This is a genomic window from Chitinophaga caeni, assembly GCF_002557795.1.
GTDB classification, from domain to species: domain Bacteria; phylum Bacteroidota; class Bacteroidia; order Chitinophagales; family Chitinophagaceae; genus Chitinophaga; species Chitinophaga caeni.
On record NZ_CP023777.1, the window covers coordinates 564,801 to 591,558 of the forward strand.

17 protein-coding genes are annotated in these 26,758 nt (G+C 43.0%); 4 read left to right on the forward strand and 13 right to left on the reverse strand.

The window, feature by feature from the left end; genetic code table 11:
• The first annotated feature begins 1 nt into the window (after position 1).
• Entirely contained in the window at positions 2–5,569 is a 5,568-nt protein-coding gene (locus COR50_RS02280; RefSeq protein ID WP_098192474.1) for an alpha-2-macroglobulin family protein, read from the forward strand.
• Between the two features lie 160 nt (positions 5,570–5,729).
• On the opposite strand, the gene COR50_RS02285 is transcribed toward COR50_RS02280, so the two are convergent.
• The 4 genes from COR50_RS02285 to COR50_RS02300 all read right to left on the reverse strand — a co-directional run bounded on the left by COR50_RS02285 (position 5,730) and on the right by COR50_RS02300 (position 9,080).
• Complete coding sequence (locus tag COR50_RS02285) at positions 5,730–6,629, reverse strand: TlpA family protein disulfide reductase (RefSeq protein WP_157760590.1); 900 nt, start codon at positions 6,627–6,629, stop codon at positions 5,730–5,732.
• Positions 6,630–6,675: 46 nt separating this feature from the next.
• Positions 6,676–7,896, reverse strand: coding sequence for an IS256 family transposase (locus COR50_RS02290; RefSeq protein WP_098192124.1), 1,221 nt, complete (start codon positions 7,894–7,896; stop codon positions 6,676–6,678).
• Between the two features lie 61 nt (positions 7,897–7,957).
• Positions 7,958–8,344: a DUF1573 domain-containing protein gene (locus COR50_RS02295; protein WP_098192476.1), complete on the reverse strand. Its 387-nt coding sequence runs from the start codon at positions 8,342–8,344 to the stop codon at positions 7,958–7,960.
• Between the two features lie 88 nt (positions 8,345–8,432).
• Positions 8,433–9,080 carry a bacteriocin fulvocin C-related protein gene (locus COR50_RS02300; RefSeq protein ID WP_317044443.1) on the reverse strand — a complete coding sequence of 216 codons (648 nt, stop codon included), beginning with the start codon at positions 9,078–9,080 and terminating at the stop codon, positions 8,433–8,435.
• Between the two features lie 349 nt (positions 9,081–9,429).
• Here COR50_RS02300 and pbpC point away from each other — a divergent pair, with 349 nt between their 5' ends.
• Positions 9,430–11,835: a penicillin-binding protein 1C gene (gene pbpC / locus COR50_RS02305; protein ID WP_098192478.1), complete on the forward strand. Its 2,406-nt coding sequence runs from the start codon at positions 9,430–9,432 to the stop codon at positions 11,833–11,835.
• A 72-nt stretch (positions 11,836–11,907) separates the two neighbouring features.
• On the opposite strand, the gene COR50_RS02310 is transcribed toward pbpC, so the two are convergent.
• Together COR50_RS02310 and COR50_RS02315 are read right to left on the reverse strand one after the other, a co-directional pair.
• Entirely contained in the window at positions 11,908–13,179 is a 1,272-nt protein-coding gene (locus COR50_RS02310; protein WP_098192479.1) for a replication-associated recombination protein A, read from the reverse strand.
• A 73-nt stretch (positions 13,180–13,252) separates the two neighbouring features.
• Positions 13,253–13,687 carry a hypothetical protein gene (locus COR50_RS02315; RefSeq protein WP_157760591.1) on the reverse strand — a complete coding sequence of 145 codons (435 nt, stop codon included), beginning with the start codon at positions 13,685–13,687 and terminating at the stop codon, positions 13,253–13,255.
• A 214-nt stretch (positions 13,688–13,901) separates the two neighbouring features.
• On the opposite strand from COR50_RS02315, the gene COR50_RS02320 reads away from it, so the two are divergent.
• Positions 13,902–15,944, forward strand: coding sequence for a M13 family metallopeptidase (locus tag COR50_RS02320; RefSeq protein ID WP_098192481.1), 2,043 nt, complete (start codon positions 13,902–13,904; stop codon positions 15,942–15,944).
• Between the two features lie 73 nt (positions 15,945–16,017).
• Positions 16,018–16,476 (forward strand): GNAT family N-acetyltransferase, encoded by a 459-nt coding sequence (locus COR50_RS02325; RefSeq protein ID WP_098192482.1) that lies wholly within the window; start codon positions 16,018–16,020, stop codon positions 16,474–16,476.
• A gap of 73 nt (positions 16,477–16,549) precedes the next feature.
• Here COR50_RS02325 and COR50_RS02330 read toward each other — a convergent pair whose 3' ends face one another.
• The 7 genes from COR50_RS02330 to COR50_RS02360 all read right to left on the reverse strand — a co-directional run bounded on the left by COR50_RS02330 (position 16,550) and on the right by COR50_RS02360 (position 26,677).
• On the reverse strand, positions 16,550–17,296 hold the full coding sequence (locus COR50_RS02330; protein ID WP_157760592.1) for a DUF6048 family protein: 747 nt from the start codon (positions 17,294–17,296) through the stop codon (positions 16,550–16,552).
• The gene (locus tag COR50_RS02335; RefSeq protein WP_157760593.1) at positions 17,265–17,744 is read right to left on the reverse strand and encodes a DUF6452 family protein; all 480 of its coding nucleotides are present in this window, start codon (positions 17,742–17,744) and stop codon (positions 17,265–17,267) included. The genes COR50_RS02330 and COR50_RS02335 overlap by 32 nt, the downstream gene beginning before the upstream one ends.
• Positions 17,745–17,792: 48 nt before the next feature.
• On the reverse strand, positions 17,793–20,672 hold the full coding sequence (uvrA, locus tag COR50_RS02340) for an excinuclease ABC subunit UvrA (protein ID WP_098192485.1): 2,880 nt from the start codon (positions 20,670–20,672) through the stop codon (positions 17,793–17,795).
• 257 nt (positions 20,673–20,929) lie between these two features.
• Positions 20,930–22,192: a beta-ketoacyl-ACP synthase II gene (gene fabF, locus COR50_RS02345; protein WP_098192486.1), complete on the reverse strand. Its 1,263-nt coding sequence runs from the start codon at positions 22,190–22,192 to the stop codon at positions 20,930–20,932.
• 154 nt (positions 22,193–22,346) lie between these two features.
• Positions 22,347–23,834 (reverse strand): MBOAT family O-acyltransferase, encoded by a 1,488-nt coding sequence (locus tag COR50_RS02350; RefSeq protein ID WP_098192487.1) that lies wholly within the window; start codon positions 23,832–23,834, stop codon positions 22,347–22,349.
• 55 nt (positions 23,835–23,889) lie between these two features.
• The gene (locus COR50_RS02355) at positions 23,890–25,263 is read right to left on the reverse strand and encodes a GDSL-type esterase/lipase family protein (RefSeq protein ID WP_098192488.1); all 1,374 of its coding nucleotides are present in this window, start codon (positions 25,261–25,263) and stop codon (positions 23,890–23,892) included.
• Complete coding sequence (locus COR50_RS02360) at positions 25,235–26,677, reverse strand: GDSL-type esterase/lipase family protein (RefSeq protein WP_098192489.1); 1,443 nt, start codon at positions 26,675–26,677, stop codon at positions 25,235–25,237. The genes COR50_RS02355 and COR50_RS02360 overlap by 29 nt, the downstream gene beginning before the upstream one ends.
• Between the last annotated feature and the right edge of the window lie 81 nt (positions 26,678–26,758).

Consider the following 26,758-nt stretch of genomic DNA (forward strand, 5'->3'; position numbering starts at 1 on the left):
CATGCGACCTAACATGCGTTACCTGCTAGTATCGTTGTGGGCTTTAATTATCCTGTTGGGATTCCATTCTTGCAAGCAATCCCAGGAAGCCATGAACCCCGAGTTTGCAAAGTATATCGAAGCATATACCACCGGGGTGATATCCAAGCAAAGCGCCATCAGGATACAACTGAATGGCCAAACCAACATTACCCATACCGTTAACGAACCGCTGGAAGAGAAAGTTTTCGATTTCAGTCCTAGTATCAAAGGGAAAGCTGTTTGGATCGATGCCACCACGATCGAGTTCAGGCCGGAAGAAAACTTGCAACCCGGCAAGAAGTATTCCGCAACATTTAACCTCGGTAAACTAATGGAAGTGCCGAAAGACTTGAATCGCTTTAGTTTCGATTTTCAAGTAATGAAACCTTCTTACTCTTTTGAAGAGTTCGGTTTAGTGGTTGACGGCAATACCGCTTCCAGCAAGATGAAACTGGAAGGCGTCGTCTATACCGCCGATGTAGAAAAACCGGCAGAGGTAGAGCGATTGCTTAAGGCCAGCGCTAACTCTCAATCCTTACCAATTACCTGGACACATACTTCGGATCCTAAGGAACATAAATTCACGATAAAGAACATCACGAGAGGGAAAACCGATCAAAATTTGATCATTGATTATAACGGTGAATCCATCGGCTCTAAAACTTCCGGCACTAAAACATTGCCGGTACCGGCTTCGGGAGTTTTCAAGGTAATGGAAACAAGGGCGATGTATGAACCGGATGTTCATATGCTCGTATTATTTAGCGCCCCAATTGATCCCGCCCAAGATTTAAGGGGCTTGATTTACATGTCTGGCGTAAGCGATTTGCGATTTACAGTGGATGGAAGCCAGGTAAAAGTTTACAGCAACAAGAACCTTGAAGGAAATCACGATGTTTCTATTTCCGAAGGTATCCTCGACACGGGAGGCGATAGGCTCGGTAAAACTTTTGCCAGCAGCATCACTTTCGAAAATCGCAAGCCAAGCGTAAGCGTTCCGAGCAAGGGCGTAATTTTGCCTCAATCGCAAAAGCTGGTTTTACCATTCGACGCCATCAACTTGAACGCGGTTGATGTTACCATCTTGAAGATCTATGAGAACAATATCCCGCAATACCTTCAAAATAATAACCTGGATGGGAATAACGAACTCCGCCGCGTAGCGAAACCTATTGTTAGGACTACCATCCGGCTCGACCAGGATAAATCCTTGAACCTGCATGTTAAAAACAGGTTTAACATCGACCTGGAAAAATATCTTAATAGCGAGCCGGGCGCCATCTACCGCGTCACTATCGGCTTCAGGAAGGAATATGCGCTCGTAAAATGTAATGAAAAACAGGCGGATAGCGATGATAACGAAGTATATTATTATGATAGCTACGGTGATAAGATTGATGATGAAGATGATTTCTGGTCGGCATATGATAGTTATTATCCTTACGGTTATAATTGGGACCAGAGAGATAATCCCTGCCATCCGGCTTATTATAATGCCAATAAATGGGTTTCCAGGAATATCATTTCTTCCAATATCGGCTTGATTGCCAAAAGAGGGAATGATAATTCAATGGTTGTTGCAGTAACTGATATCCGTGATGCCAAGCCCATGAACGGCGTTGACCTCGAATTATTGGATTATCAACAACAGGTAATCTTTACAGCTAAAAGTGATGGTGAAGGGTTTGCTAAGTTCGATTTACCGAAGAAACCTTACCTGTTAATTGCCAAGAAAGGAAATGAACGCGGGTATCTAAAATTGGATGATGGCAATTCTTTATTGTTAAGTCGTTTCGATGTAAAAGGCGAGAAGATCCAATCCGGCATGAAAGGCTTCATTTACGGGGAAAGAGGCGTTTGGCGCCCGGGTGACTCCCTGTTCCTGACATTTGTATTGGAAGATAAAAACAAGAAACTTCCGGCTAATCACCCGGTAAGCTTTGAATTGTATAATCCCAAGGGACAACTATATAAGCGGATCATCCACCACGAATCATTAAACGGGTTCTACAAGTTTGCCACGGCTACCGATCCAGATGCACTAACCGGTAACTGGGTCGCCAAGGTAAAAGTTGGGAATGCAACATTTACAAAGAATGTGCGCATAGAAACGGTGAAACCCAACCGCTTGAAGATCAATTTAGACTTTAATAAAAATGGGATCCTTTCCAGGTTTGGCAACAACACGGGCACATTATCTGCCATGTGGCTGTTCGGGGCGCCGGGGAAAGACTTAAAAGCAAAAGTAGATGTATCATTGGTAGCTGCTAAAACGAGCTTCCCACAAAAAGCGCTTTCAGATTTTGTATTCGATGATCCTACCACGCACTTTTCAGCAGAAAACAAAACCATCTTTGAAGGTAGCCTCGGTGAAAGCGGACAAACTACCATCAAAGCCGATATGAATGTTGGCGAACGCGCACCCGGCGTATTAAGAGCTAATTTCGAAACGAAAGTATTCGAACCGGGCGGTGATTTCAGCGTAGATTACAGCCATGTACCTTACCATGTATTCAAATCTTACGTGGGCATCCAAACACCGGAAGGCGCCAGGCTAACGGGTATGTTGCTGACGGATAAAAATCATAAAGTAAATATTGTAAATGTAGACGATGCAGGTAATTTCATCAGTGGCCAACGTACTGTTTCCGTGGAAATGTATAAAGTAAACTGGCGCTGGTGGTGGGATGAAGGGGAAGATGACCTGACCAACTTCACGCAGGATAATTACAACCAATTAATTGCATCTTCAAAAGTTACGTTGAATAACGGCAAAGGCTCCTGGAATTTCAATGTCCCTTATCCGCAATGGGGGCGTTTCCTCATCAGGGTAAAGGATATGGAGAGCGGGCACGTAACGGGAAATACCGTTTACGTAGATTGGCCGGGATACAGCGAGCGCTTGCAAAAAGAAAATCCTACGGAAGCAGCGATGCTCGTGTTTACTTCCGATAAAACACATTATAAAGTAGGCGATGAAATCACCCTTACCATACCGAGTAGCGATAACGGCAGGGCATTGATCAGCATCGAATCCGGTAGCGCCATTCAAAATGTTAACTGGATCAAAACATCGAAAGGACAAACTATTTATAAATTCAAAGCTACCAAGGAAATGTCGCCCAACGTGTATGTAAACGTGAGTTTACTCCAAGCGCATGCACAAACGGCGAATGACCTGCCCATCAGGATGTACGGCACCATCCCGATCATCGTGGAAGATCCTGAAACAATATTGAAACCGGTAGTAGCTTTACCCAACACGATGCGCCCGGAATCTGATGCCAAGATAACGGTGTCGGAAGCTAACGGGAAAGCAATGACCTATACTATCGCGATTGTTGATGAAGGTTTACTCGATTTAACCCGCTTCAAAACTCCTGATCCGCATGCCGCATTTTATGCCCGGGAGGCTTTAGGCGTCAAAACATGGGACTTATTCGATTATGTCATCGGCGCTTGGGGTGGCGACCTGGAGAGGATATTGAGCATCGGTGGTGACCAGAACCTCAACAGGAACAGCGGCGAAGCTAAAGCTAACCGTTTCAAACCGGTAGTTACTTACATGGGACCTTATTATTTAGGTAAGGGCCAGAAACAAACCCATGCATTCAAACTGCCCCAATATATAGGCTCTGTAAAAGCGATGGTGGTAGCGGGACAAGATGGTGCATACGGTTCGGCTGAAAAGACTGCCAGCGTTAAGAAGCCGCTGATGGTTTTATCAACCGTACCAAGAGTATTAGGACCCGGCGAAACGATCCGCCTACCGGTTACCGTGTTCGGATTGGAAAGTCAAATTAAGTCGGCACAGGTTACTTTACAACCTAATGGCTTATTCGAAGTAATCGGCTCCGCAACTCAAACGGTACAGTTTTCCCAGCCGGGTGAACAGTTGGTATATTTCGATGTAAAAGTAAAAGCCGCCACCGGCATCGGTAAATTCAATATCGTTGCCAAAAGTGGTAAAGAACAAGCCAGCGAGAGCATTGAACTGGATGTTAGAAACCCGAATCCTTTTGTTACTAATATCATAGAAAAAGATTTAAATGGCGGCGAAAGCTGGAATACGGAATACCACCCGGTAGGTACGGAAGGCACCAATACTGCCGTGTTAGAAGTGAGTACCATCCCTTCTCTCAACCTGGGTAAACGCCTGGAATATTTAATCCGCTACCCGCATGGTTGTATCGAGCAAACAACATCGGGAGTGTTTCCACAACTTTATTTATCACAAATCATGGATCTAAGTGATAAACAAAAAGCAGATATCGATTATAACGTGAAAGCCGGTTTGGAAAGACTTAAGAGCTTCCAAGTTACCGATGGTGGATTTGCTTATTGGCCGGGTAATGCCCAAGCCGATGAATGGGGTACCAACTATGCCGGGCATTTCATGTTAGAGGCAAAAGCTTCAGGCTATACATTGCCGGCCAGTCTTTTAGAACAATGGCGGAAATACCAACGGAATAAAGCCGTTACCTGGGCGCCTAATACCCGTAACTTCTACGGGGGCGACCTCGCGCAATCGTACCGACTTTACCTGCTAGCCTTAGGCAAAACCCCTGAAATTGGTGCGATGAACAGGTTAAAAGAATTTCAATATATTTCCAACACTGCGAAATGGTATTTGGCTGCGGCTTATAAATTAGCCGGTCAACCCGACGTGGCAAATAACTTGGTAAAAGGCTTATCAACCGACGTGAAACCGTATAACCAGATGGGTTATACTTATGGAAGTGATCTCCGGGATAAAGCGATCATTTTACAAACCTTGACCATCCTCGGCAAAAGAACGGAAGCACTGGGATTGTTGAAAGAAATAGCAAGTAATTTATCGCAGGACAGGTGGTATAGTACCCAAACGACAGCTTATTCATTAATCGCGATCGCAACCTATTGCGGGCAAAATAAAACCGGGGCGAAACAGCAGTTTGATTATACGATCAATGGTAAAAAGGCCTCTGTGAATGCAGACAATTATGTCACCCAAATAGAGATACCCGTTAAAGGTGGAAATGTTGGCAATGTAGCCATTCACAATAAAGGTCAAAATGTGCTGTATGCAAGGTTAATCCTCCGGGGACAACCGGAATCCGGAACCGATCCATATGCCAGCAATGATCCGGAGGTACTGGATATGAGCGTTCGTTACCATACCCGCGATGGGAAAGCACTTGATCCCGCAAGTTTACACCAAGGCAGGGACTTCGTGGCAACGGTAACGATCAGGAACCCGGGTAAGCGCGGTTATTATGAGCAAATGGCTTTATCGCAAGTTTTCCCTTCGGGTTGGGAAATTCTAAACACCCGTTTAATGGGTTCCGATAGTTCAGTTCATACATCGCAGTTCACCTATCAAGATATCCGGGATGACAGGGTGTATACTTACTTCAATTTAGAAGAAGGGAAAACGGTTACTTACCAGGTTTTATTAAATGCTTCTTACCTCGGCAAGTATTATTTACCTGCTACCACTTGCGAAGCGATGTATGATAATACCATACATGCTTTCGTACCAGGAAAATGGGTGGAAGTTGTTAAATAGTTTGCCCAGTTATATAAGAAATCCCATTGCTATTTAGCTTGCGTGCTAAGGCAATGGGATTTTTATCTGAAAGAAGAAGAAGATATTATCGATCAAAATGTTCAATCTCAAGAAAACCGGGAGTATCCTTCAGTGTATGTATTATTCTACAGAACTATCTTTATTGGATTTCCCTATTAATTATATTAATGGTTCTCTCCAAATATAGGTCTCTAAATATGTCGTTATACCCATAATGAACAGAAACAGCTTCCAGTTGTTCATTCAGGATTACTTCCAGGGGATAGGAACGCCTTTCCATCTGATACAAGCGCGTTATTGTTGCCGAATCTGCATAAAAATATTTTTGTTGTTGATCTTCCCATTTCTTCCCATGTTTAACGAATTCATCCCAAGAAGTAACAGCTCCATCACAGATATAGATTATTTGGAATTTATTAGAATCTACTTTCTTCCTCAAACTATCCAGGGCATTTTTCTTCATTTCGCATGGTGGGCACCCTACGAAATAGAACTCTAATAAAGTTACTTTTTTCTCCAAAAGAGAAGATATATAGCATGGATGCTTATCAGGATTTAATAATACGGCATTCTTAATTGAATTTCCATTAAACGATACATCATTCCTGAAACTCTTTTGCAAAATCAACTTTGGAATGAATACGTAAGCCGATAAGACGGTAAAGAGTGTTATAAAAACAATGTATACTATAGAAAGTAACAGCTTTCGGCATGAGAGTATATAGCCCAAAAGAGCGCCCAAAACGGGGAAAATAGTTGCGAAGGGAAAGCGAAGCGGAATCAATTCCGAACCTGTTATTAAGGTAGTAGCATCCAATAGTATAACAGGAATAATTACAATTGTTAAGATTTTTTCGCGCTTCATCGCTGTTTTACTCCATAATATAAGATATAATACAGCGAAAAGACAAAACATCGATAGCATCGTAATAATCCTAGGTATATCCCTCGCCAATATCTTATCGAGATTATAACAAAAAATAGTAAAAAGCAAGGTAGCTAGCACAGAGATCAAGATAACGAGAACAGACCTTTTCATATTACTAATATATGGGAGTGTAAAATAAACTGTGTCAACATTTAATTTATAATCGCAATTTCAGTCGATCCCCAAATATAATTGACAGCTGAGACACAGTCAGACTCCAGTTTTGAAGGGGCTGTGTCCATTTCTTCTGGATGTTCTGGGCAGCCAGGTAAATTAATTTCAGCAAGGCCATATCGGAGGTAAAGGCTCCTTTGGTTTTGGTCACTTTACGCACCTGGCGATGGAACCCCTCGATAGTATTAGTGGTGTAGATCAACCTGCGGATGGCCTCAGAATATTGGAAATACGTAGTGAGCTTATCCCAGTTCCGGCGCCAGGAGTCTATAACAACTGGATATTTCTTTCCCCATTTTTCGTCCAGTTGATCCAGCTGCGACTCTGCTTCTTCCTTGCTCACCGCCTGATAAACCGGTTTTAAATCGGCCATAAATGGCTTCTGGTCCTTACTGGCTATGTACCTGATAGAATTGCGGATTTGATGTACGACACAGGTTTGTACCGCTGTAGAGGGGAATATCGTGGCAATAGCCTCGGAAAATCCCTTCAAATTATCGATACAGGCAATAAGTATATCAGATACCCCCCGTTGCTGAAGATTGGCCAGGACACTCAGCCAGAAGTTAGCTCCCTCGCTCTCCGAGACATACATGCCTAATAGCTCTTTGCGTCCATCGGTATTTATACCAAGGATATTATAAACACAACGGTTAACTACTTTGCCTTCTTCTTTGACTTTATAAAACATGGCGTCCAGCCAGACAATGCAATACAGTGGCTCCAAAGGACGGGCCTGCCATTCTTTGACCAGAGGGATAACTTTATCGGTTATGGAAGATAATGTCGCAGCTGAAATCTCTGTATCGTACATATCTTTGATATGAGCTGAGATGTCCCGTAAGCTCATGCCATGCCCATACATACCGATGATTTTACTCTCCAGGCTCTCTGCCAGAATGGTCTCCCGCTTTTTGATGATCTGTGGTTCAAAGCTGCTTGCCCGGTCACGGGGTGTCTCCAGATCGATAGTACCATCTGCTGTTTTAAGCCGTTTTCGGTTTTTGCCATTCTTCCGGTTCCCATTTGCCCGTTGCTCATCATCTAAATGAACCTCCATCTCGCCCTCCAGTGCAGCTTCGAGAATATCTTTCAGAAGAGGTGCGAAAGCCCCATCTTTGCCAAACAGGGACTTACCAGAGCGGAGTTGCTCTAAGGTCTTCCGTTTGAGTTCTTCGTAGTCAAATTTTCCTTTTTGTTCCATAAAAAAAACTGTGTTAAAGATCTTGTTTTTTTAGTCTTTGACACAGTTTATTTTACAGTCTCTAATATATTTTTACATCAAATACTATATCATGAAGGGCCGGTTTGGTATTTGTCCTGAACATTATCCCTATACTTTTTACGGTATTTAGCTCTACAGAATCCGCCTCAATTTCGAAGACAACCTCTTTTCCCTTATTACCCTTAATAATGGTGCCGCTTTCCAGGTTAGAATGAGTACAAGAACAATCAAAATGTATATCTTCTATTCTAACATCTTCCTTACAATTACTGCTAATCAATCCCTTGATTAGTGTCTTTTTCCCAGCAGGAATGCTATCAAGTGAAAGATTTGAGATATCAAAACGAAGTTTATCACCTGGTAAATCGCCTCTACATGCAACTATCGTAAAAACTGTAATAAAAGTTATTATTATTCTAAAATTCATTCTAATTATGTTTCAGTTTATAATTTAACAGTAAAAAAATGTAGGTTACAGTGTAATATTGATCTGCACGGTAACCTACTCATATTTACTATACTGGATCTGGAGTTGGAGTTCCGTTACCTTGATTACAAACTCCTTTACAATTAGAAGTCCCGAAAAGACCACAGTCTGTTACCTGGGAACAATTTACATTACTTTTCAAACAAAGATTACCCGCAGAACATCCCAAATCGTAAAGACAATTACAATCTTTGGCACCACCACCTCCTGGCATTTCTACGAACAATGGATCTATCGAACCTGCATTTTTTTCATTTGAATTAGATCTGCTATCTACGTTAGTCAAATACCGTAACGAATTCTTTATGCTGAAATCATTCTCATAATAGGGATGCTCTATTAATAATAATAACTGGCCTGATGTGAAATGCTTCTTAAAATAATCCAAATTTTCATTTAAGAATTTTTCTCCTATTGCGGGATTTTCCATTAATTTCTTCATCCCATTGACTTCTAATAATGTTACAATTGATTGGACAATTTTTAATTGTTCAACAGTAAGCCGTTCAGCATCATTTTTTAGAATAGCATACAATTTACTTTTCCAAAGTATTTCTTTTTTATCCGCACTTAAAAAGGAGGAAGCACGTTTAATTCTGCTAACAGGATTTTGTAATAGTATTTCTTGGGTAAATTCACTAAGCTCTTTAGTTTCTAACAGGAATTCTTTGATAATCTTGTTCGTTTACTTGTATCGCCTCCCGCTTACAAGATAAAAGAACTACCAAAAGAAAAACAGGTAGGAATTTGGGTTTCATTAAAATATATTTAAAGGTTAAAGAAACATGGGCCAAACTTTGGTTCTGCGGGTTCACACATTTGATCGACCGAAAATACAAATTAAACTTGACAAGTTTAAGCAATTTTTATATTTCCTATCCCATTTTACAGCGGAGGTGGATACTTCTAAACTTAACTAATTATATAACAAGAAAGTACTACAAATCCTTTCAGCATATCTTCACGATTCATAATAACTTTCCTAACTTCAACACATTGAAATCAGATAAAACAGCATCAAACTCATGCCTTCGACAAAGTGGCAAAAAATAAAACTGTGGTTATATAAAAAAAGGAAATGGGGCATCGTTTTGGCGGTGTTATTGGTTGCTTATTACTTCATCCTGCCTAAAACATTATTTGATAAACCTACTTCATTCGTTGTGGAAGATGCTGATGGAAGACTCCTTTCTGCCAGTATTGCCAGCGATGGACAATGGAGATTCCCCGCGCCGGATTCAATCCCGCAGAAATTTATAGATTGTATCACTACTTACGAAGACAAACGGTTTTATTACCATTGGGGTGTTGATCCCTTAGCCCTGGGCCGTGCCATCAAACAAAACATTTCCGGAGGAAAGGTCGTGAGCGGCGCCAGTACCTTAACGATGCAAGTGATCCGCTTATCCAGGGATCAACCCAGGACTATTTGGCAGAAGTTCATAGAAACCGTTTTGGCCACCCGCTTGGAGTTCTCTTATTCGAAGAAAGAAATATTGAATTTATATGCGAGCAATGCTCCCTTCGGTGGGAACGTGGTAGGCTTGGATGCAGCTGCTTGGCGCTATTACGGACGGAGTCCCTACCAACTCTCTTGGGGAGAGATGGCAACCCTTGCCGTTTTACCTAATAGTCCCTCTCTGGTGCATCCGGGGAAAAATCAAAAAATATTATTACAAAAGAGAAACAGCCTGCTGGAGAAACTTGCAGACAACAGAAATATTGATCCTACCACCTGTAGATTGGCGAAGCTGGAACCGCTACCGGGAGAACCGATCCCGTTACCTCAACTAGCGCCGCACCTGCTGGATAAATTCAGAAAAGACTGGTACCGTCATGGGAAACTTGGAGATACCCGGTTACATAGTACCCTCGATGCTAATTTACAACAGAACATTATACAAGCAGTTGAAAGGCATCATCAAAATTTAAAAGCAAACGGTATTAATAATGCCGCGGTCCTGGTACTGGATCTTGAAACGGGTAATACGCTTGCTTATGTAGGGAATGTTTATCACCCGGAAGATCCTGAGTTACAAAGTCATGTAGACATCATCCAGGCGCCGAGAAGTCCCGGCAGCACCTTGAAACCGTTACTATTTGCCGCGATGTTGAATGATGGATTTATATTACCTAATTCATTATTGGCCGATGTTCCATTAGCCATTGCAGGGTACACACCTCAAAACTTTGACCTGGGCTTCGATGGCGCCGTTCCTGCATCGGAGGCATTATCCCGCTCCTTAAATGTGCCTGCCGTGGGTATGTTAAAACAATACCGTACGGAACGCTTTCAAGCCTTGTTAAAAAAGATGAAGATCACCACCATGCAAAAGCCTGCCAGCCACTACGGGTTAAGTTTAATACTGGGAGGCGGTGAAACGACCCTATGGGAGCTGACGGGCGCATATGCGAGCTTAGGCAGACAATTATTGCATTACAAGGATTTGAATTATCAATATGATGCGGATGATATTCATCCACCCATATACAACCGTGAAGAAAAAGTTATTTCAAATTCTTCGCCCTCAACGCATGGCTTATTAAATGCCAGTTCCATATGGTTTACATTGCAAGCCATGGAAGATGTGATGCGTCCCGGTGAAGAAATGCTTTGGCAACAATTTTCTTCTTCACAGCGGGTAGCATGGAAAACCGGCACCAGCTTCGGCTTCCGGGATGGTTGGGCCATCGGGATGACGCCCCGGTTTGCCATCGGCGTTTGGACCGGTAATGCTGACGGGGAAGGAAGACCGGGATTGATCGGCGTACAAACGGCGGCGCCGATTTTATTTGAAGTGGCAAGGATGATGGATAGCAGGCAATGGTTTAGTAAACCTTCGCAGGATATGGAGAAGATCGCAGTATGTAAGCAATCGGGCTATCAAGCCGGGCCTAATTGCCCCGATGTTGACAGTGTTTTATATCCCAAATCCGGCAGCAAGGTGAAGGCTTGTCCCTATCACCAGTTGATCCATTTAGATGCTACCGGGAAATACCGCGTCACATCTAATTGCGAAGCGCCTTATAATATGCAACATGTATCTTGGTTCGTTTTACCGCCCACGATGGAGTTTTATTACAGGGCCAAGCATCTTTATAAGCCTTTACCTCCTTTTAAACCTGGGTGTGAAACCGGGGGGCAAGCTGGACAAAGCATGGAGATCATCTACCCCAGGGATCAAGCTAAGATTTACGTACCTGTTGAAATCGATGGGAAGCAAGGCGCCACGGTATTTAAAGCCACGCACCGGGATCCGGATGCAGTTATATTCTGGCATTTGGATGATGAATATATCGGCAGTACGACAACCTTTCATCAAATTTCGTTGAATCCAAGCCCGGGAAATCATGTATTATCAATTATTGACGAGTCCGGGGAGCAAGAGATGGTGCGGTTTGAAATTTTGGATAAAAAACGTGGGAAATAATGGTTGATGCCAAGTGTATAACGTGGATACATATCGTAGAGACAAAGCATGCCTTGTCTCTACTCGCACCGGTCAATACCCATATTTATCCTTCCATAACGAACGTAAATATTTCCTCAAATCTTCTTCCCTCGGGTTCTTTCCCGGATCATAAAACTTCGTCCCTTTAATTGCGTCCGGCAAAAATTCTTGCGTAACAAAATTGCCTTGGTAATCATGGGCATATTTATAATCCTTCCCATAACCTTGATCTTTCATCAACTTGGTAGGAGCATTACGGATTTGCATTGGAACCGGCAAATCGCCCGTCTTGGAAACGATGCTTTGCGCGGTGTTAATCGCCATATAGGCAGCATTGCTCTTTGGTGAAGCGGCGAGGTAAGTTACGCATTGGGACAAAATAATCCGGCTTTCCGGGTAACCGATCATGTTCACAGCCTGGAAACAGTTCGTGGCAAGTAATAATGCGTTCGGATTGGCATTTCCAATATCTTCAGAAGCCAAGATCACCAACCTACGGGCAATGAATTTAACATCTTCCCCACCTTCTATCATCCGCGCGAGATAGTACACTGCCGCATTAGGATCGCTGCCGCGGATTGACTTAATAAAAGCGGAAATAATATCATAATGCTGTTCGCCCGATTTGTCATAGATTGCAACCCGTTGTTGTGCGATTTCCATCACTTTTTTATCCGTAATCACGATAGGGTCTTCTTGCAAAGTATCAACCACCAATTCAAATAAGTTCAACAATTTACGGGCATCGCCGCCGGCAATATTAAAGAGGGCAGAGGTTTCTTCTAATTCAATGTTATGCGAAGCCAGCCAAGGATCTTTCACCATCGCCTGTTGCAATAGTTTCAAAAACTCATCGGGACCCAGTGGTTTTAACACGTACACCTGGCTACGCGATAGTAAGGCCGCATTTACTTCGAAGGATGGATTTTCCGTCGTGGCTCCTATCAAGGTAATAATACCTTTCTCTACGGCGCCCAGCAAAGCATCTTGCTGCGACTTATTGAAACGGTGGATTTCATCTATAAACAATACAGCATGTTGCTGCCGCTTAGCTATTTCTATTACTTCGCGGACTTCCTTTACTCCCGCCGCAATGGCGCTCAAAGTGTAAAACGGCACCTGCAAAGTATGCGCGATGATGTTTGCAATGGTAGTTTTTCCAACGCCAGGCGGTCCCCATAAAATCATGGAAGGAATTTTACCTTGCTCCAAGGCTTTACGGAGGATGCTACCTTCCCCGGTTAAATGCTCCTGCCCCACCAGGTCTGTCAAAACCTGTGGACGCAATCTTTCTGCTAATGGTACGGATGAATTTGTGTTCATACTGCTTTGCTTTTTCCTGTGAAAAGGTTCGGGTTAGTTTAGCAAAGCTATTACTCATAGCCCTTTGCGTAATTTATTGATAGGAATCGTCATCCAATATCTCCATGTCATCGCCCTGCGAATCTTTCCATTTGCTGACGAAACGAAGAGATAAGATTACATTGGCAATAATTAAAGTGCTGTACACGATATAAAAAATGCACATCGCTTTGAATAACAGGATTAATTGTTCTTTGGTAACACCTGAATCCTTAAAATAATCGGGATTTTGCCGTAACGCCATATCCTCTATCATGTTCAGATTGGCTAAAACAACGGTACCTGATAATAGAAAAAGAATCGCGATTGCCATACAAATGTATCCCATCACTCGGATGCCGCCAGGTGTGCTGTGCTTCATCGGCAAATTAGGATCCATCATATGCCTTTGTAAAGCCTGGCTTAAAATAGAATGCACTACAGGCGCAGCGAATATCATGATCACCAATAACGACGTTGCACTGGGCATTTTAAAAAGGCTAAATACCGCGAAACATGATAAAAATATAGCAATTGTCAATACGATTGCTGTCAGAATTCGGAATAAATTAAAAAAGGATGACATGCGATTATTAATAATTCGGGTACAAACCTACTAAATAATTTACTCCTTTAGGAATCCTTCTTGAACGGTGGCTATAAAGTTCTTTTTCCCTACCTTTAAAACCTAAATCCTGTTTATAATGAGTCATACACAATCCAGGGCAGGCAAATGGTTGTACACCGGAGCCGTAGCAGCCTTGCTGGCTTCTTCTTCGCTGTACGCCCAAAAGAAAATACCTGCGTTTGAAATGTCTTCCTTAGATAAGCAATACACACCATGTCAAGATTTTGACAATTATGCCAATGGTGGCTGGAAGAAAAACAATCCTATTCCCGGTACCGAAAGTCGCTGGGGCGCCTTTAACGTGTTAGATAAAGAAAATAAAGAGGTTCGCCTCAAGGGGATCATCAATGATATTTCCCAAAAAACGAACCTGGTTCAAGGCACCGAAGAACAGCAAATTGCTGACTTTTACAAATCTTACCTCGATGTAAATACCATCGAGCAAAGAGGCCTTAGCCCGTTAAATCCTTTCTTAGCACAGATCAAGTCTATCCAATCTTTGGATGATTGGTGGAAAGCTTGCGCCAACTTGTCGCGAATCGGTATATCTTCCGTATTCGGGGTCGGGGTTGAAGCCGATTCCCGTAATAGTGTGATCAATGCACTTTACGGCGGACAAGACGGTCTCAGCTTAGGTGAAAAAAGCTATTACGAGAGGACTGATGAAAGCACGCAAAAAGTAAGGGCTGAATTTGTTCAACATGTCAATAAGATGTTTGCCATGGCCGACTGGAAAGCCGCCAACATTGGCCAATCCATCTTGGATTTTGAAACCAAACTGGCCAAGCTACAATTAACCAATGTACAATTACGCGATCCGGTGGCAACCTATAACAAGGTGAGCATTGCTGAAATGGATGCCTTGGCGCCGCAACTTGATTGGAATAGCTACCTGGATATCAGCGGTTTTAAAACGGATTCCATTATCCTGCAAAATAAACCCTACTTGACAGAAGTAGCCAAATTAGTTGCCGGAACCGATTTAGATTTGCTTAAAAACTATTTACGCTGGCAAGTTCTGACCCGCTTTGCCGGGGTATTACCTGGAAAATTTGATAAGGAAGATTTCCATTTCTTCTCAACGGTAATGCGTGGCACGAAGCAACAGAAGAACCGCGTAGAAAGGGCTATCCGCGCAACGGACGGGTCATTGGGCATGCCTCTAGGCAAGTTATTCGTTAAACAATACTTCCCCGAATCTTCTAAACAAAAGGTTTCGGAAATGATCGAAAATGTTCGTACCGTTTATGGCGAACGTATCGATAAATTAACATGGATGAGCGAGGAGACGAAGAAAGAAGCACATAAAAAATTAGCTGCTTTCACGTACAAAATCGGTTATCCTGACAAGTGGAAAGATTACTCCTCCATCAAGATTTCTCCCGATAAATTATTGGAAAACATCGTTAATACTGCGATGTACCGCCATGGAGAAGCTATCAAAAAATTAGGTCAACCGGTTGACAAATCTGAATGGATGATGACGCCGCAAACGGTAAATGCCTACTATAACCCGCTCAACAACGAGGTAGTATTCCCGGCAGGTATCTTGCAGCCGCCATTCTTCAATGCTAACGCGGACGATGCTATCAACTACGGCGGCATCATTGCCGTTATTGGTCATGAATTTACACACGGTTTTGACGACCAAGGTTCCCAATTTGATGCGGAAGGTAATTTGAGAAACTGGTGGACAGAAAGCGATCGTAAAAACTTCGAAGCATTGGCAAAGAAATATATCGATTACTTCAGCTCCATTGAGGTATTGCCCGGCTTCAAAATTAATGGCGCCTTAACAATCGGTGAAAACATCGCTGATTTGGGTGGATTAACATTGGCATACCATGCCTTGGAAAAATCCCTCGAAGGTAAACCGGCCCCGAAATTAATAGACGGTTTTACATGGCAACAACGCTTCTTCTTAGGATGGGCGCAAGTATGGCATGCAAATATTACGGATGCCGCTTTACGCAACCAAATCCAAACGGATCCCCACAGCCCTGCCAGGTCCAGGATCAACGGGCCATTACCTCACCTGGTCGAGTTCCAGGAAGCCTGGGGTTGTAAAGCCGGTGATAAAATGGTATTGCCTGCATCAGAACGCGTGGTAATCTGGTAATCATTTCTGAAGAATTAATTATACTTGCACCGGGAACTGGCTACAGCTTCCCGGTGCTGTAATTTTAGGGCTTATGGAAATTAAATGGATTATAAAATCGTACCAGTCGTTGAGTACAGATGAGTTGTACGCGATCTTGCAATTAAGGGCAAAGGTTTTCGTGGTGGAACAAAATTGTAATTACCTCGACTTGGACGGATATGATAAAGAAGCTTTCCACGTAATGGGTTACGATGAAAAAGGTAACCTGGTAGCCGTAACCAGGATCTTTGACAAAGGCATTTCCTATGACGAAGCAGCCATTGGCAGGGTAGCCACGGCGCACGATGTTCGAAAATTAGGAATCGGGAAAGAATTGATGCGGGAATCTATAGAAGCCATCAACAATATTTTTGGGAAGCAAGCGATCAAGATAGGCGCCCAACTATACCTGCAAAGATTTTATGAATCTTTTGGCTTCAAACAAGTAAGCGACATGTACTTGGAAGATGATATCCCCCACATTAAAATGTTACGGGAAGCCGACCAATAAAAGTCGCCCTCTAAAATCCAAAAAAACACCCCCCCAAAAAAAACAAAAACCGGAACCAGTGAAATCCGTGAAATCAGTGACCCTTTTTGGGTTTCGCCTTCGCACTAAATACCGGGATTTTCACATTATACAACGGAATTTGATAACTTATGCTATAATTAAAATCGAATACCGATTTCTTATTCCCCGGCCCAAACCCCGGAATTACCAAGGGCGGGAAATCGCCCTCCGGGATACGCCTAGTAGTTAAAAAACGTTGTCTCAAACTCCACCCGAGAAAGAAATTTCTGAACACTTCAGCTTTCAAACCAACGACCAGTTCAATCCATTGCGCATTATCACTTTGTTTAGGTACGCTACCGGAAGAATTCCCCCAATATTCATCGTAAATATGGTATTCAGGAATTTCATAATTAAATAAAGCGACGCCATACCTTGCGCCAACGTATAATATGTTCCGCTGCTTCGAAGTCTGCTTCTTCAGTACATTATAATCGATCCCTAAAGCCACGAAAGCGCCATTTCCCTTATAAGTATAATTACTATCGGAATGGGAAGTTCTATTATAGCCAAATTCTCCTGCTACGTATAAATTCTTATTCAACCTCGCATCGGCCATCAAGGTTACATCGGTTCGGTAAGGCTGAAAGTAGAGGTATGCAAAACGACTAATGTCCAGGCCGATTCTCAATCCCGCACTAACCTGCTGCGTAACGGTGAGCGTGTCATGCTTCAGCTTCACTTCGGTTGAATCCTGCCCGAAAGCCAATCCCGTACAAAGTAAAAAACTAATAAAACAGGTAAAGATGCGTGTCATCATTCGTAGTAACTTCTCTATTTAAAATACGGATAGAATCAATGGCATACCGGGTAAAGATAACCGTATCCAAGGTGTAATAGGTAGCAAAGCCACAACCCGGTGATACGAAATGCGGTTTCCTGCTATATTTGAAAGTAATCGTATCTCCCGTCACGGTAGAATCTCCCTTGATATAATAAGTCGTGCTATCAACCGTTCCATTTAACGAAAAACTGAGATTTTTCAAGCCTGTAGCTCCTTTAAACAGGGTATCTGTTCCCTTAGCTACCACTGTTACATATGGTAATGTTGTATCTACGATCACCCCATCTGTAGGCCGCGGATATTTAAACAAGGCCCTGAGGTCGGCATTAAATACCTGGTCGCAAACCTCCGTTTGATCATCGCAGGCAACAAAACCTACAGCCATAACCACCAGTAAGATTCCAAGTCGAAAAATTCGTTTCATCGCTGCAATATTAGTAAAAAGCTGGCACTCTAATAAATCGGGAAATCGCTATTTGATGCGTAATTCTTGGGCTAAAAATTTAGCGGTATGACTTTCTTTGCATTTACTCACCACTTCCGGCGTACCCGTACACAGGATCTGCCCGCCACCTTCGCCACCTTCAGGGCCCAAGTCGATGATATAATCCGCCATCTTGATGACATCCAAGTTGTGTTCGATCACCAAAACCGTATTTCCGCGATCTACCAACTTATTCAGCACTTTCAACAACATCTGGATATCTTGAAAATGCAGACCCGTAGTAGGTTCATCGAGAATATAGATCGTTTTCCCGGTATCTTTTTTCGATAATTCGGTGGATAATTTTACCCGCTGGGCCTCACCTCCGGATAAAGTCACCGCGGATTGACCTAATGAAATATACCCCAGCCCGACATCCTGCAATGTTTTCACTTTACGGTGGATGTAAGGCACCGGTTGGAAAAATTCCACGGCTTCATCTACCGTCATGTCCAACACATCGGAAATGGATTTACCTTTATAACGGATCTCCAAAGTTTCCCGGTTATACCTCCTTCCGTTACATTTTTCACAATGCACCATTACATCCGGCAGGAAATTCATTTCAATTACCCTGACACCTGCACCTTCACATACATCACAGCGACCGCCTTTCACATTAAACGAAAACCGGCCTGCATTGTACCCGCGGATCTTAGCTTCCGGCACCTGTGCAAATAAAGTACGGATATCGGTAAAAAAGCCGCAATATGTAGCAGGATTACTCCTTGGCGTCCTACCGATCGGTGATTGATCTATTTCAATAACCTTATCAATATTTTCCAAGCCCTTGATGCTTTTGTACGGCATCGGTTCCTTCTTGGAATTATAAGCGTGCTTGGATAGAATCGGGTACAGGGTTTCATTGATCAACGTGGATTTACCGCTACCGGAAACACCCGTCACACACATGAAAGTACCCAATGGAAACTTGACGGATACATTTTTCAAATTATTCCCGGTTACGCCTTTCAGCTCCAGGAACTTGCCGTTTCCCTTCCGCCTTTCTTCCGGGATGGGCGCCCCTGTTTTACCGCTGAGATAGCCCGCCGTGGCGGTTTTCATTTTCAGCATATCGGTAGGCTTCCCCTGTGCCACCACTTCTCCGCCGTGTTTGCCTGCGCCGGGACCGATGTCCACCAGGTGATCGGCATGCAGCATGATATCTTTATCATGTTCCACGACGATAACCGTATTCCCCATTTCTTTGAGGTTTTTCAATGCTTCGATCAACTGCATATTATCCCGCTGATGCAAACCGATGCTCGGTTCATCGAGGATATAAGTGATGCCCATTAATTGGGAACCAATTTGCGTAGCCAGACGAATCCTTTGAGATTCTCCACCGCTCAAGGTCCTGGTGGGCCTATTGAGCGTTAAATATGTTAATCCAACATTCAATAAAAAACCGACCCTTTCGCGGATTTCTTTCAGGATATCCTTGGCGATGACATTTTGCTTATTGTCTAAGCGCTCTTCAATATTTTCAAACCAGGTAGCCAGGTGACTGAGATCCATGTTACCCAGTTCCGAAATATTTTTGTTATCGACCCTGAAGAACAAACTTTCCTTTTTCAACCTTGCACCATCACAAGTGGGACAAGTACTCAGTTTCATAAAACCCTCGGCCCAGTTTCGGACATGATCACTGCTGGTATCATTAAAATACCTGCGCACCATGTTCACTACGCCTTCATACTCGGCAGATACATTGATCGTAGATTCTTCATCGAGCGCTACTTCCGTATTCAGGCTACCGTTCACATCACCGAACAACAATAGGTTTAAGGCTTCCCTGGGTATTTCCGAGATGGGTTTTGTCAACGAGAATTTATATTTCTTCGCTAACTGTTGTACTTGTTTGTAAGTAAACGTATCCCTGGCTTCTCCTAATGGCACTAAACCTCCGTCCTGGATCGATTTGGAATAATCCGGAATTACCTCGTTCATATCAACCTGGTAAATGGTTCCCAAGCCTTTACATCTCGGGCAAGCGCCGTAGGGCGAATTGAAAGAGAACGTATTCGGGGAAGGCTCCTCGTAAGACAAGCCCGTATCTTCGCACATTAACTGCTTGCTGTATTGCGTGGATTTGTTGGTATCATGATCCAGTACGAACATTAAACCTTTACCTATTTGCAAGGCTTTTTGAACACTCTGGCTGATCCTGCTCTTAGCGTCAGGAGTTACCTGTACGCGGTCTACGACTAATTCGATATCATGTATCTTGTAGCGATCCACTTGCAACCTTTCTTTCAAATCCACAATTTCTCCATCGATACGCACCTTGAGATATCCCTGTTTGCGCACTTGTTCAAACAATTCGCGGTAATGACCTTTACGGCCACGCACCAAGGGAGCCAAGATGATCAACTTTTTCTTTTCCTTATTTTTGTATATATGCTCAAGGATTTCATCTTCCGAAAAGCGGGTCATTTTCTTTCCCGTTTCGTAGGAATAAGCCAGGCCGATCCTGGCATACAACAAGCGGAGAAAATCGTACACTTCGGTGATGGTTCCTACAGTAGAACGGGGATTTTTATTCGTAGTTTTTTGCTCGATAGAAATAACGGGGGAGAGCCCGGTGATCTTATCCACATCCGGCCTTTCCATATCGCCTATAAACTGGCGGGCATAAGCAGAAAAGCTTTCCATATACCTACGCTGCCCCTCGGCATAAATAGTATCAAAAGCCAATGAAGATTTACCGCTGCCGCTGATACCGGTAATGACTACCAATTTATTCTTTGGAAGACGGATATCCAGGTTTTTCAAATTATGTTCCCTAGCGCCGTAAACTTCTATCAGATCCTCTGTACTTCTGGAAGGAGCGGGTTCAACCTGATCTAATTTTTTTATTTTTGCCATAACTATCCCGAACTCATGATTCGAAATACTAAGCTACGGAAATTGTAGGAGTCTGCATCATAAAATAAATCAGCCGATATGATGAAATAAGGAGATTAAACTGTTGAAATTATAGCTATTCTTATACCGGGATTATTCTTTGTATCTTCTATATTTTTTCGACTAGCTATACGGATTAAGATATCTAACTATTTGAAACGCCAATCCCGGCAACAAGTCCTGCTGCCGGGATTTTGCATATATTAAAATATCTAAAATTATCCTTTAAACTTCTTAAATACCGCGATAGCATTATGCCCCCCGAAACCGAAGGTATTGCTCATCGCGATATTGATCGTACGGGACTGTGCTTTGCCGAGGGTCAGATTTGCACGGGGATCCACTTCGGGAGAAACTTCCGTGGTGTTAATCGTAGGCGGTACCACGTCATCTTGAATAGCCTTGATACAAGCAATCGCTTCCACGGCACCGGCAGCACCTAACAGGTGACCTGTCATGGACTTGGTTCCACTGATGTTAATCCTTGATAAATGATCTCCAAAAACGGCCGCGATAGCTTTAATCTCACTCACGTCACCTAAAGGTGTAGAAGTAGCGTGGGCATTGATATAATCCACGTCAGCCACTGTAAGTTCTGCATCTTCGAGGGCTTCCTTCATACCGAGCTGTGCTCCTAAGCCTTCCGGATGCGTAGCCGTTAGGTGATATGCATCGGCAGTCATTGCGCCACCTACCATTTCACCGTAGATCGTTGCACCGCGGGCTATCGCATGTTCATAATCTTCCAGGATAATTGCCCCGGCACCTTCGCCCATAACGAAACCATCCCTGCCCACATCCCAGGGGCGGGAAGCTGTAGCAGGATCATCATTGCGGGTAGAAAGCGCTTTTAATGCACTGAAACCGGCGATACTAGCACGGGTAATCGGGTACTCCGAACCACCGGCTAATATCATCTTCGCTTTACCCATCCTAACATAATTGAAGGCATCTACCAGGGCGCTGTTAGAAGAAGCGCAGGCCGAAACGGTACAATAGTTAATACCCATCAAGCCATATTTCATCGCAATCTGTCCTGCGGCGATATCTGCAATCAGCCTCACGATAAAGAAAGGACTGAACTTTGGTACGAAGTTGTTATTTTGAAACTCTATGATTTGATCTTCGAAGGTCTGCATTCCACCGTTACCGGAAGCCCAAATTACACCGAACTTGGAACGGTCTATTTTTTCCATATCGAAGTTGGCGCTTCTCATGGCTTCATCGGCGGCCACCATGGCATATTGTGTAAACATGTCCATTTTCTTTGCTTCTTTCCTGTCGATGAAATTATCTATATTAAAATTCTTCAGTTCACAGGCAAATTTGGTCTTAAATTCCGAAGTATCAAATTTGGTAATCGGTGCGGCTCCACTCATACCAGCTTTCATATTATTCCAGAAGGTGTTCACATCATTACCGAGCGGTGTTAATGCTCCCAAGCCGGTGATCACTACTCTTCTCAGTGTAACAGTACGCATAAGATTGACTTTAAAAACAAAAGTTAGGACGCAAATTTACTCACTTATTGTTAGGAAAATGCATATATATATTAAATATACATCATACCAGGTTTTTTCCTAGATAAATTTAAAGCAAAATAGCAACCACGGCTATTTTAGACAGTATTTTATTTTAGAATTGGAAATAAATAGGGATCATCGGTTCCGATGTTTTCACTTGTAATATTGTCCAGATGAAGAGGACCATCACCGCGATGCTTCCCCAAATGGGAAGACGTGTTAAACCCACTTCTACCTTATTCTCCAGCTTACCGGGTAAGAAATGTATAAAATATCCTATTCCCATCAAGGTAAATACCCAGGGATAAGCATGGATGATGTCCATGAACAGGTTGCCTTGGAAATCATGCGTAACTTGGTGGATTAATGCCCAGGAACCTGAAAATGTTTCCGACTTGAAAAATATCCAACAAAAACATACCAGGTGAAATGTGAATAATACACCTGCAAGTTTCCAAATGGGCGCAATAATGACATTCGACTTCAACCAAGTTTTCCCCTTTTGCCATTTGATCCACACTTTATCGATTGCCAATGCTCCCCCGTGCATACCGCCCCAAAAGATAAAATTCCAACTGGCGCCATGCCAAAAACCACCGATCAGCATCGTAAGCATCAAGTTTACCTGCTGGCGGAACTTACCTTTACGGTTTCCACCCAAGGGTATATAAATGTAATCCCGCAACCAGGAGGACAACGAAATATGCCACCTTCTCCAAAATTCGGTAATACTGCTGCTTTGGTACGGCTTTTTGAAATTCGCAGGAATCGTGAACCCCATCCATCGGGCAATACCGATGGCCATATCAGAATAGCCGGAAAAATCGCAATAAATCACCAGTGCATATCCATATACACCCAGCAGGCATTCTATTCCCGTATGACGGGTAGGGTCATCAAAAATATATTGAACAAAATTTTGATAGATAAAATCTGATATCACCACTTTTTTAAACAAACCTCCCAGGATCAAGAACATCCCTTTTCCCACATCTTCATTATTCAATTGATACGGTTTGTAAATCTGCGGAATAAAATCTGCCGCCCTGACAATTGGTCCCATCATCAACTTCGGGAAGAAAGAAAGGAAAAACAGGTAATCCATGAACTTGTTTACCGGCTTGATTTCCCTCCGGTATACATCGATCGTGTAACTTAAGTTTTCAAAAGTATAGAATGATATTCCAATCGGTAATGCGATATGCATGAAGGAAATTTTTCCCATGCCGATATCATTGATGATGCCGATGAAGAAGTTCGTGTATTTAAAATAAAACAATACGCCTACGTTTATCACGATACTGAATACCAGCAACCATTTCCGTTTGGTTTTCGATTCCAGCCGATCAATCCAGCGGGAGAGGTTAAAGTCTACGATCGCGGAAAGAATTACGAGTAATACATATTCGTTGCAAGCCTTGTAGAAAAAGTATAATGAAAACAGCGTAAACACCCAAACGCGCCCCCTTTGGTTGTGACTCACGAGCTGGTAACACAATAAGAAAACCGCGAAAAAATATAGGAAAAAGGCGCTGTTAAAAAGGATAGGATCTTTAGGATCGTATAATAAATGCGATAATATTTTATCAAAGTCCAGCATAGATTAGCATTTACTTCTTTTTAACCGGGAAGAAAGCAAACGGTCTAATAGTTAGTTACAGGTTATTATTAGCGTTTTGTAATTTAAAATTTTCATAGGCTTGCTCTAAGGCTTCTGCCAAAAGGCGGCCTTCTTCCTGGTAACCACTCGCCACGAAATGGATATGATCTTTGCTCCAACCTGCCTTGATCTTTGGATTCCCTTTCATAATGTTGTAAAAGTCCCAAAAAGCATAATCGTTTTCTTTGCAAAAGTTCACGATTGTTGATTGAACTTTTACCGTGTAAGGATTTGTAATATACCGCACCTGCCTTACATACCTAACTTTTCCTTTATACTTTCGTTTTACGCTGACGTAGCGTTTCATCCTCACTTCCGATGGCGGGGTAGTAAAAAGTATACTAGCCCTAGGCGCATAGGTTTTGATTGTTTGAACCGCTTTTTCAAGTTCAACTCTTACGGCTTCTTCATTTGTAAAACCATAGGCTTCATTGGTACCGAGCGATAGTATGATTAACTGCGGCTCCAACAGCAATAGCTGCTCGATCCAGGTATTTTTATTATTGTTGTAATGTAAAAATTGTGCTCCGTTTATACCGACGGTACTATACAAGATACCATTATGTCCATTGATGATATTGGCGCCGAAAAACCTAACACTGCCGGCGCTACCGAACTTAAAATGTAAATCAACCCTGTTGACGTTTTCATTATAGACTAAGCCCGCTCTTCTTAATCCACTTCCTGCGCCTTCAAATAGCAGCGGACTTACCACCGCATCAAGACCATTAGAGGTAATGGACGGCTCGTTATCTTGTTCTCCTACATCCAAGAATAACTCCAGCCCGGCGATGCTCCCATTGGCCAGTTCACCTTTAGGAATGTAAGAAAGAGTGAATTGCTGGTGGTTGGTTTTCAACATGATTCCCCCGGGACCAACATCCTGGGAAAGATTCCTGTCAACAATCCTGTCTGAGCTGAAAGCGATATTACTCGTCCAAAAATAATCCGAAGGCCCATTTGTTTTCGCCAAGTTGTATGGAAATACATAGCCTCTTCCCGCGTTTCCGAATTTTTGTTGCAAATTATCGGCCACGGCGCCCGGAAAAAACCCGGCTTGTAAGTGGGAATCGCCGGTATGTAAAATATTGATAACAGAACTATCAGAAAGCATTAAGGCTTCGAAAAAAGAATCCAAAGAGCCCGCTTGCTGAATCACGTTGGGCGCTGCCGCTGGAACCACGGGATCCTTGATCCTGTTCATCCAACTCCAAAGATTATTTATTGCTGCCGTGCCTTTGACATATTTACCGGCGTACCCGGTAGACACAGCAGTGTTTCCCCATGCATTCCTACCGATGAGCAACATACAGCATATCCAACAAAAAGTAATTCCTATTTTAGTATTTTTCTGCCTGTTTATATTCATCCATGATTGCTTTATACAAAAGTCCCGCTACTTTCCTGGCGCCTCTTGCGTTAAAGTGAGTATAATCTTTATTAGCGAGGGAAGTATCAGCTTCCACCCATTTAGTCATAGAGCCGTTTCCGCCCATCGCGTTGAACAAGCTCCAAAATGCGAAGCCGTGTTCCTGTGCTATTTCGTTCTGCACGGTAATTAATGGTTGTACACCCGGTGCCGTTACATAAAAACCATCTTTTTTATACGATTTATCAGCCGTGCCGACAATCAAAAACGAGGCATCGGGGAATGTTTCATGCAAGGAAGCAATAACCCGTTTCATGGGCCGGGCAAACCAATCGTAATCGGTCAACTCCGGTTTGAAAAGCACGTTCGCCCCGTAATGCAACACGATCAGATCATAAGGTCGTTTTGCTTGTAATGATTTAAGCATGGCAGGCTGTAATTTACCCAGCTCTATGCCACTGATACCGCGGAAAGAGAAGTTATCCAGTACGATGCCGGAATCGCCTTCGAAACACATGCCATACAGTTCATTTCCCGGCTCCATATCAAAAACCATATTGAGCGAAGTTTGTTTAGGCGCCATCGGTATATTGAGCATATTCACAGCATAGTTACCGGAGAGTTTCAACGGGGTACCGTTATTAACCGTAACCGAGGCATTTCCATTAATCTTGGAATATAATAATTGTGCTTTTTCGAAATGGTTGAGGTGTGGACGGTTTACCGCGCGATATTTGACCCAGCTACCCGCTTCGCCTTCGAAACTATGACCGGATATCCCTAACAATAGGGTGTCGGGCCAATCATTCTTAAAATGGAAATCTTTCCAATCGCTGGAATAAGTATGTATGATGGAAGTTCTGAAAGAAGAAACGACTGAGGTGATAGGCACGAAGCCAACGCCGTTTCCACCGAAATAAGTTTGCAAGCTATCCCTGAGATCCATGGTGATCAGGTCTCCCTCGATCATAGAATCCCCGAAATAAGCGATCCTTACTTTACCGCGTTTTTTATGCTGTAATTGCAGCAATGCATCGAGGAAATGCTGCAAGCCGTTTTGTTCGTAATCGGGTTGAAAATAATTGATGATTCCCTTATAAGTTGTAAAATCGCGCGATGGGAAAGGATTGACCGGGGCGATATCTTCATCTTGAGCGGTACTGTCGGTTTGGTTCAGGCGCGCACTATCTGCAATATTGACAGTATCCTTTTTAAACTTACGGGGGTGTTTCCGCTTCCCGGGAGCTTTAGCTTTGGCAGGCGCAGCTTCCCTAATTTCGGCAATCACATCCATTGGTTTGAAGGTAAAACCGTTCCATGAAAATACCGTATCTACGAAAGAAAGAGAGATCAGTATAATCAAGGTTCCCAATACGATGATGAACGGGGAACGATGTTTATTTCCAGTACCCATGTAGTGTAATCCAGGTTAAGTTAATTATCTAATATAACATTCCCAGGCCGGTTGGCACCTCGGCTTGGGCAATGGTACACG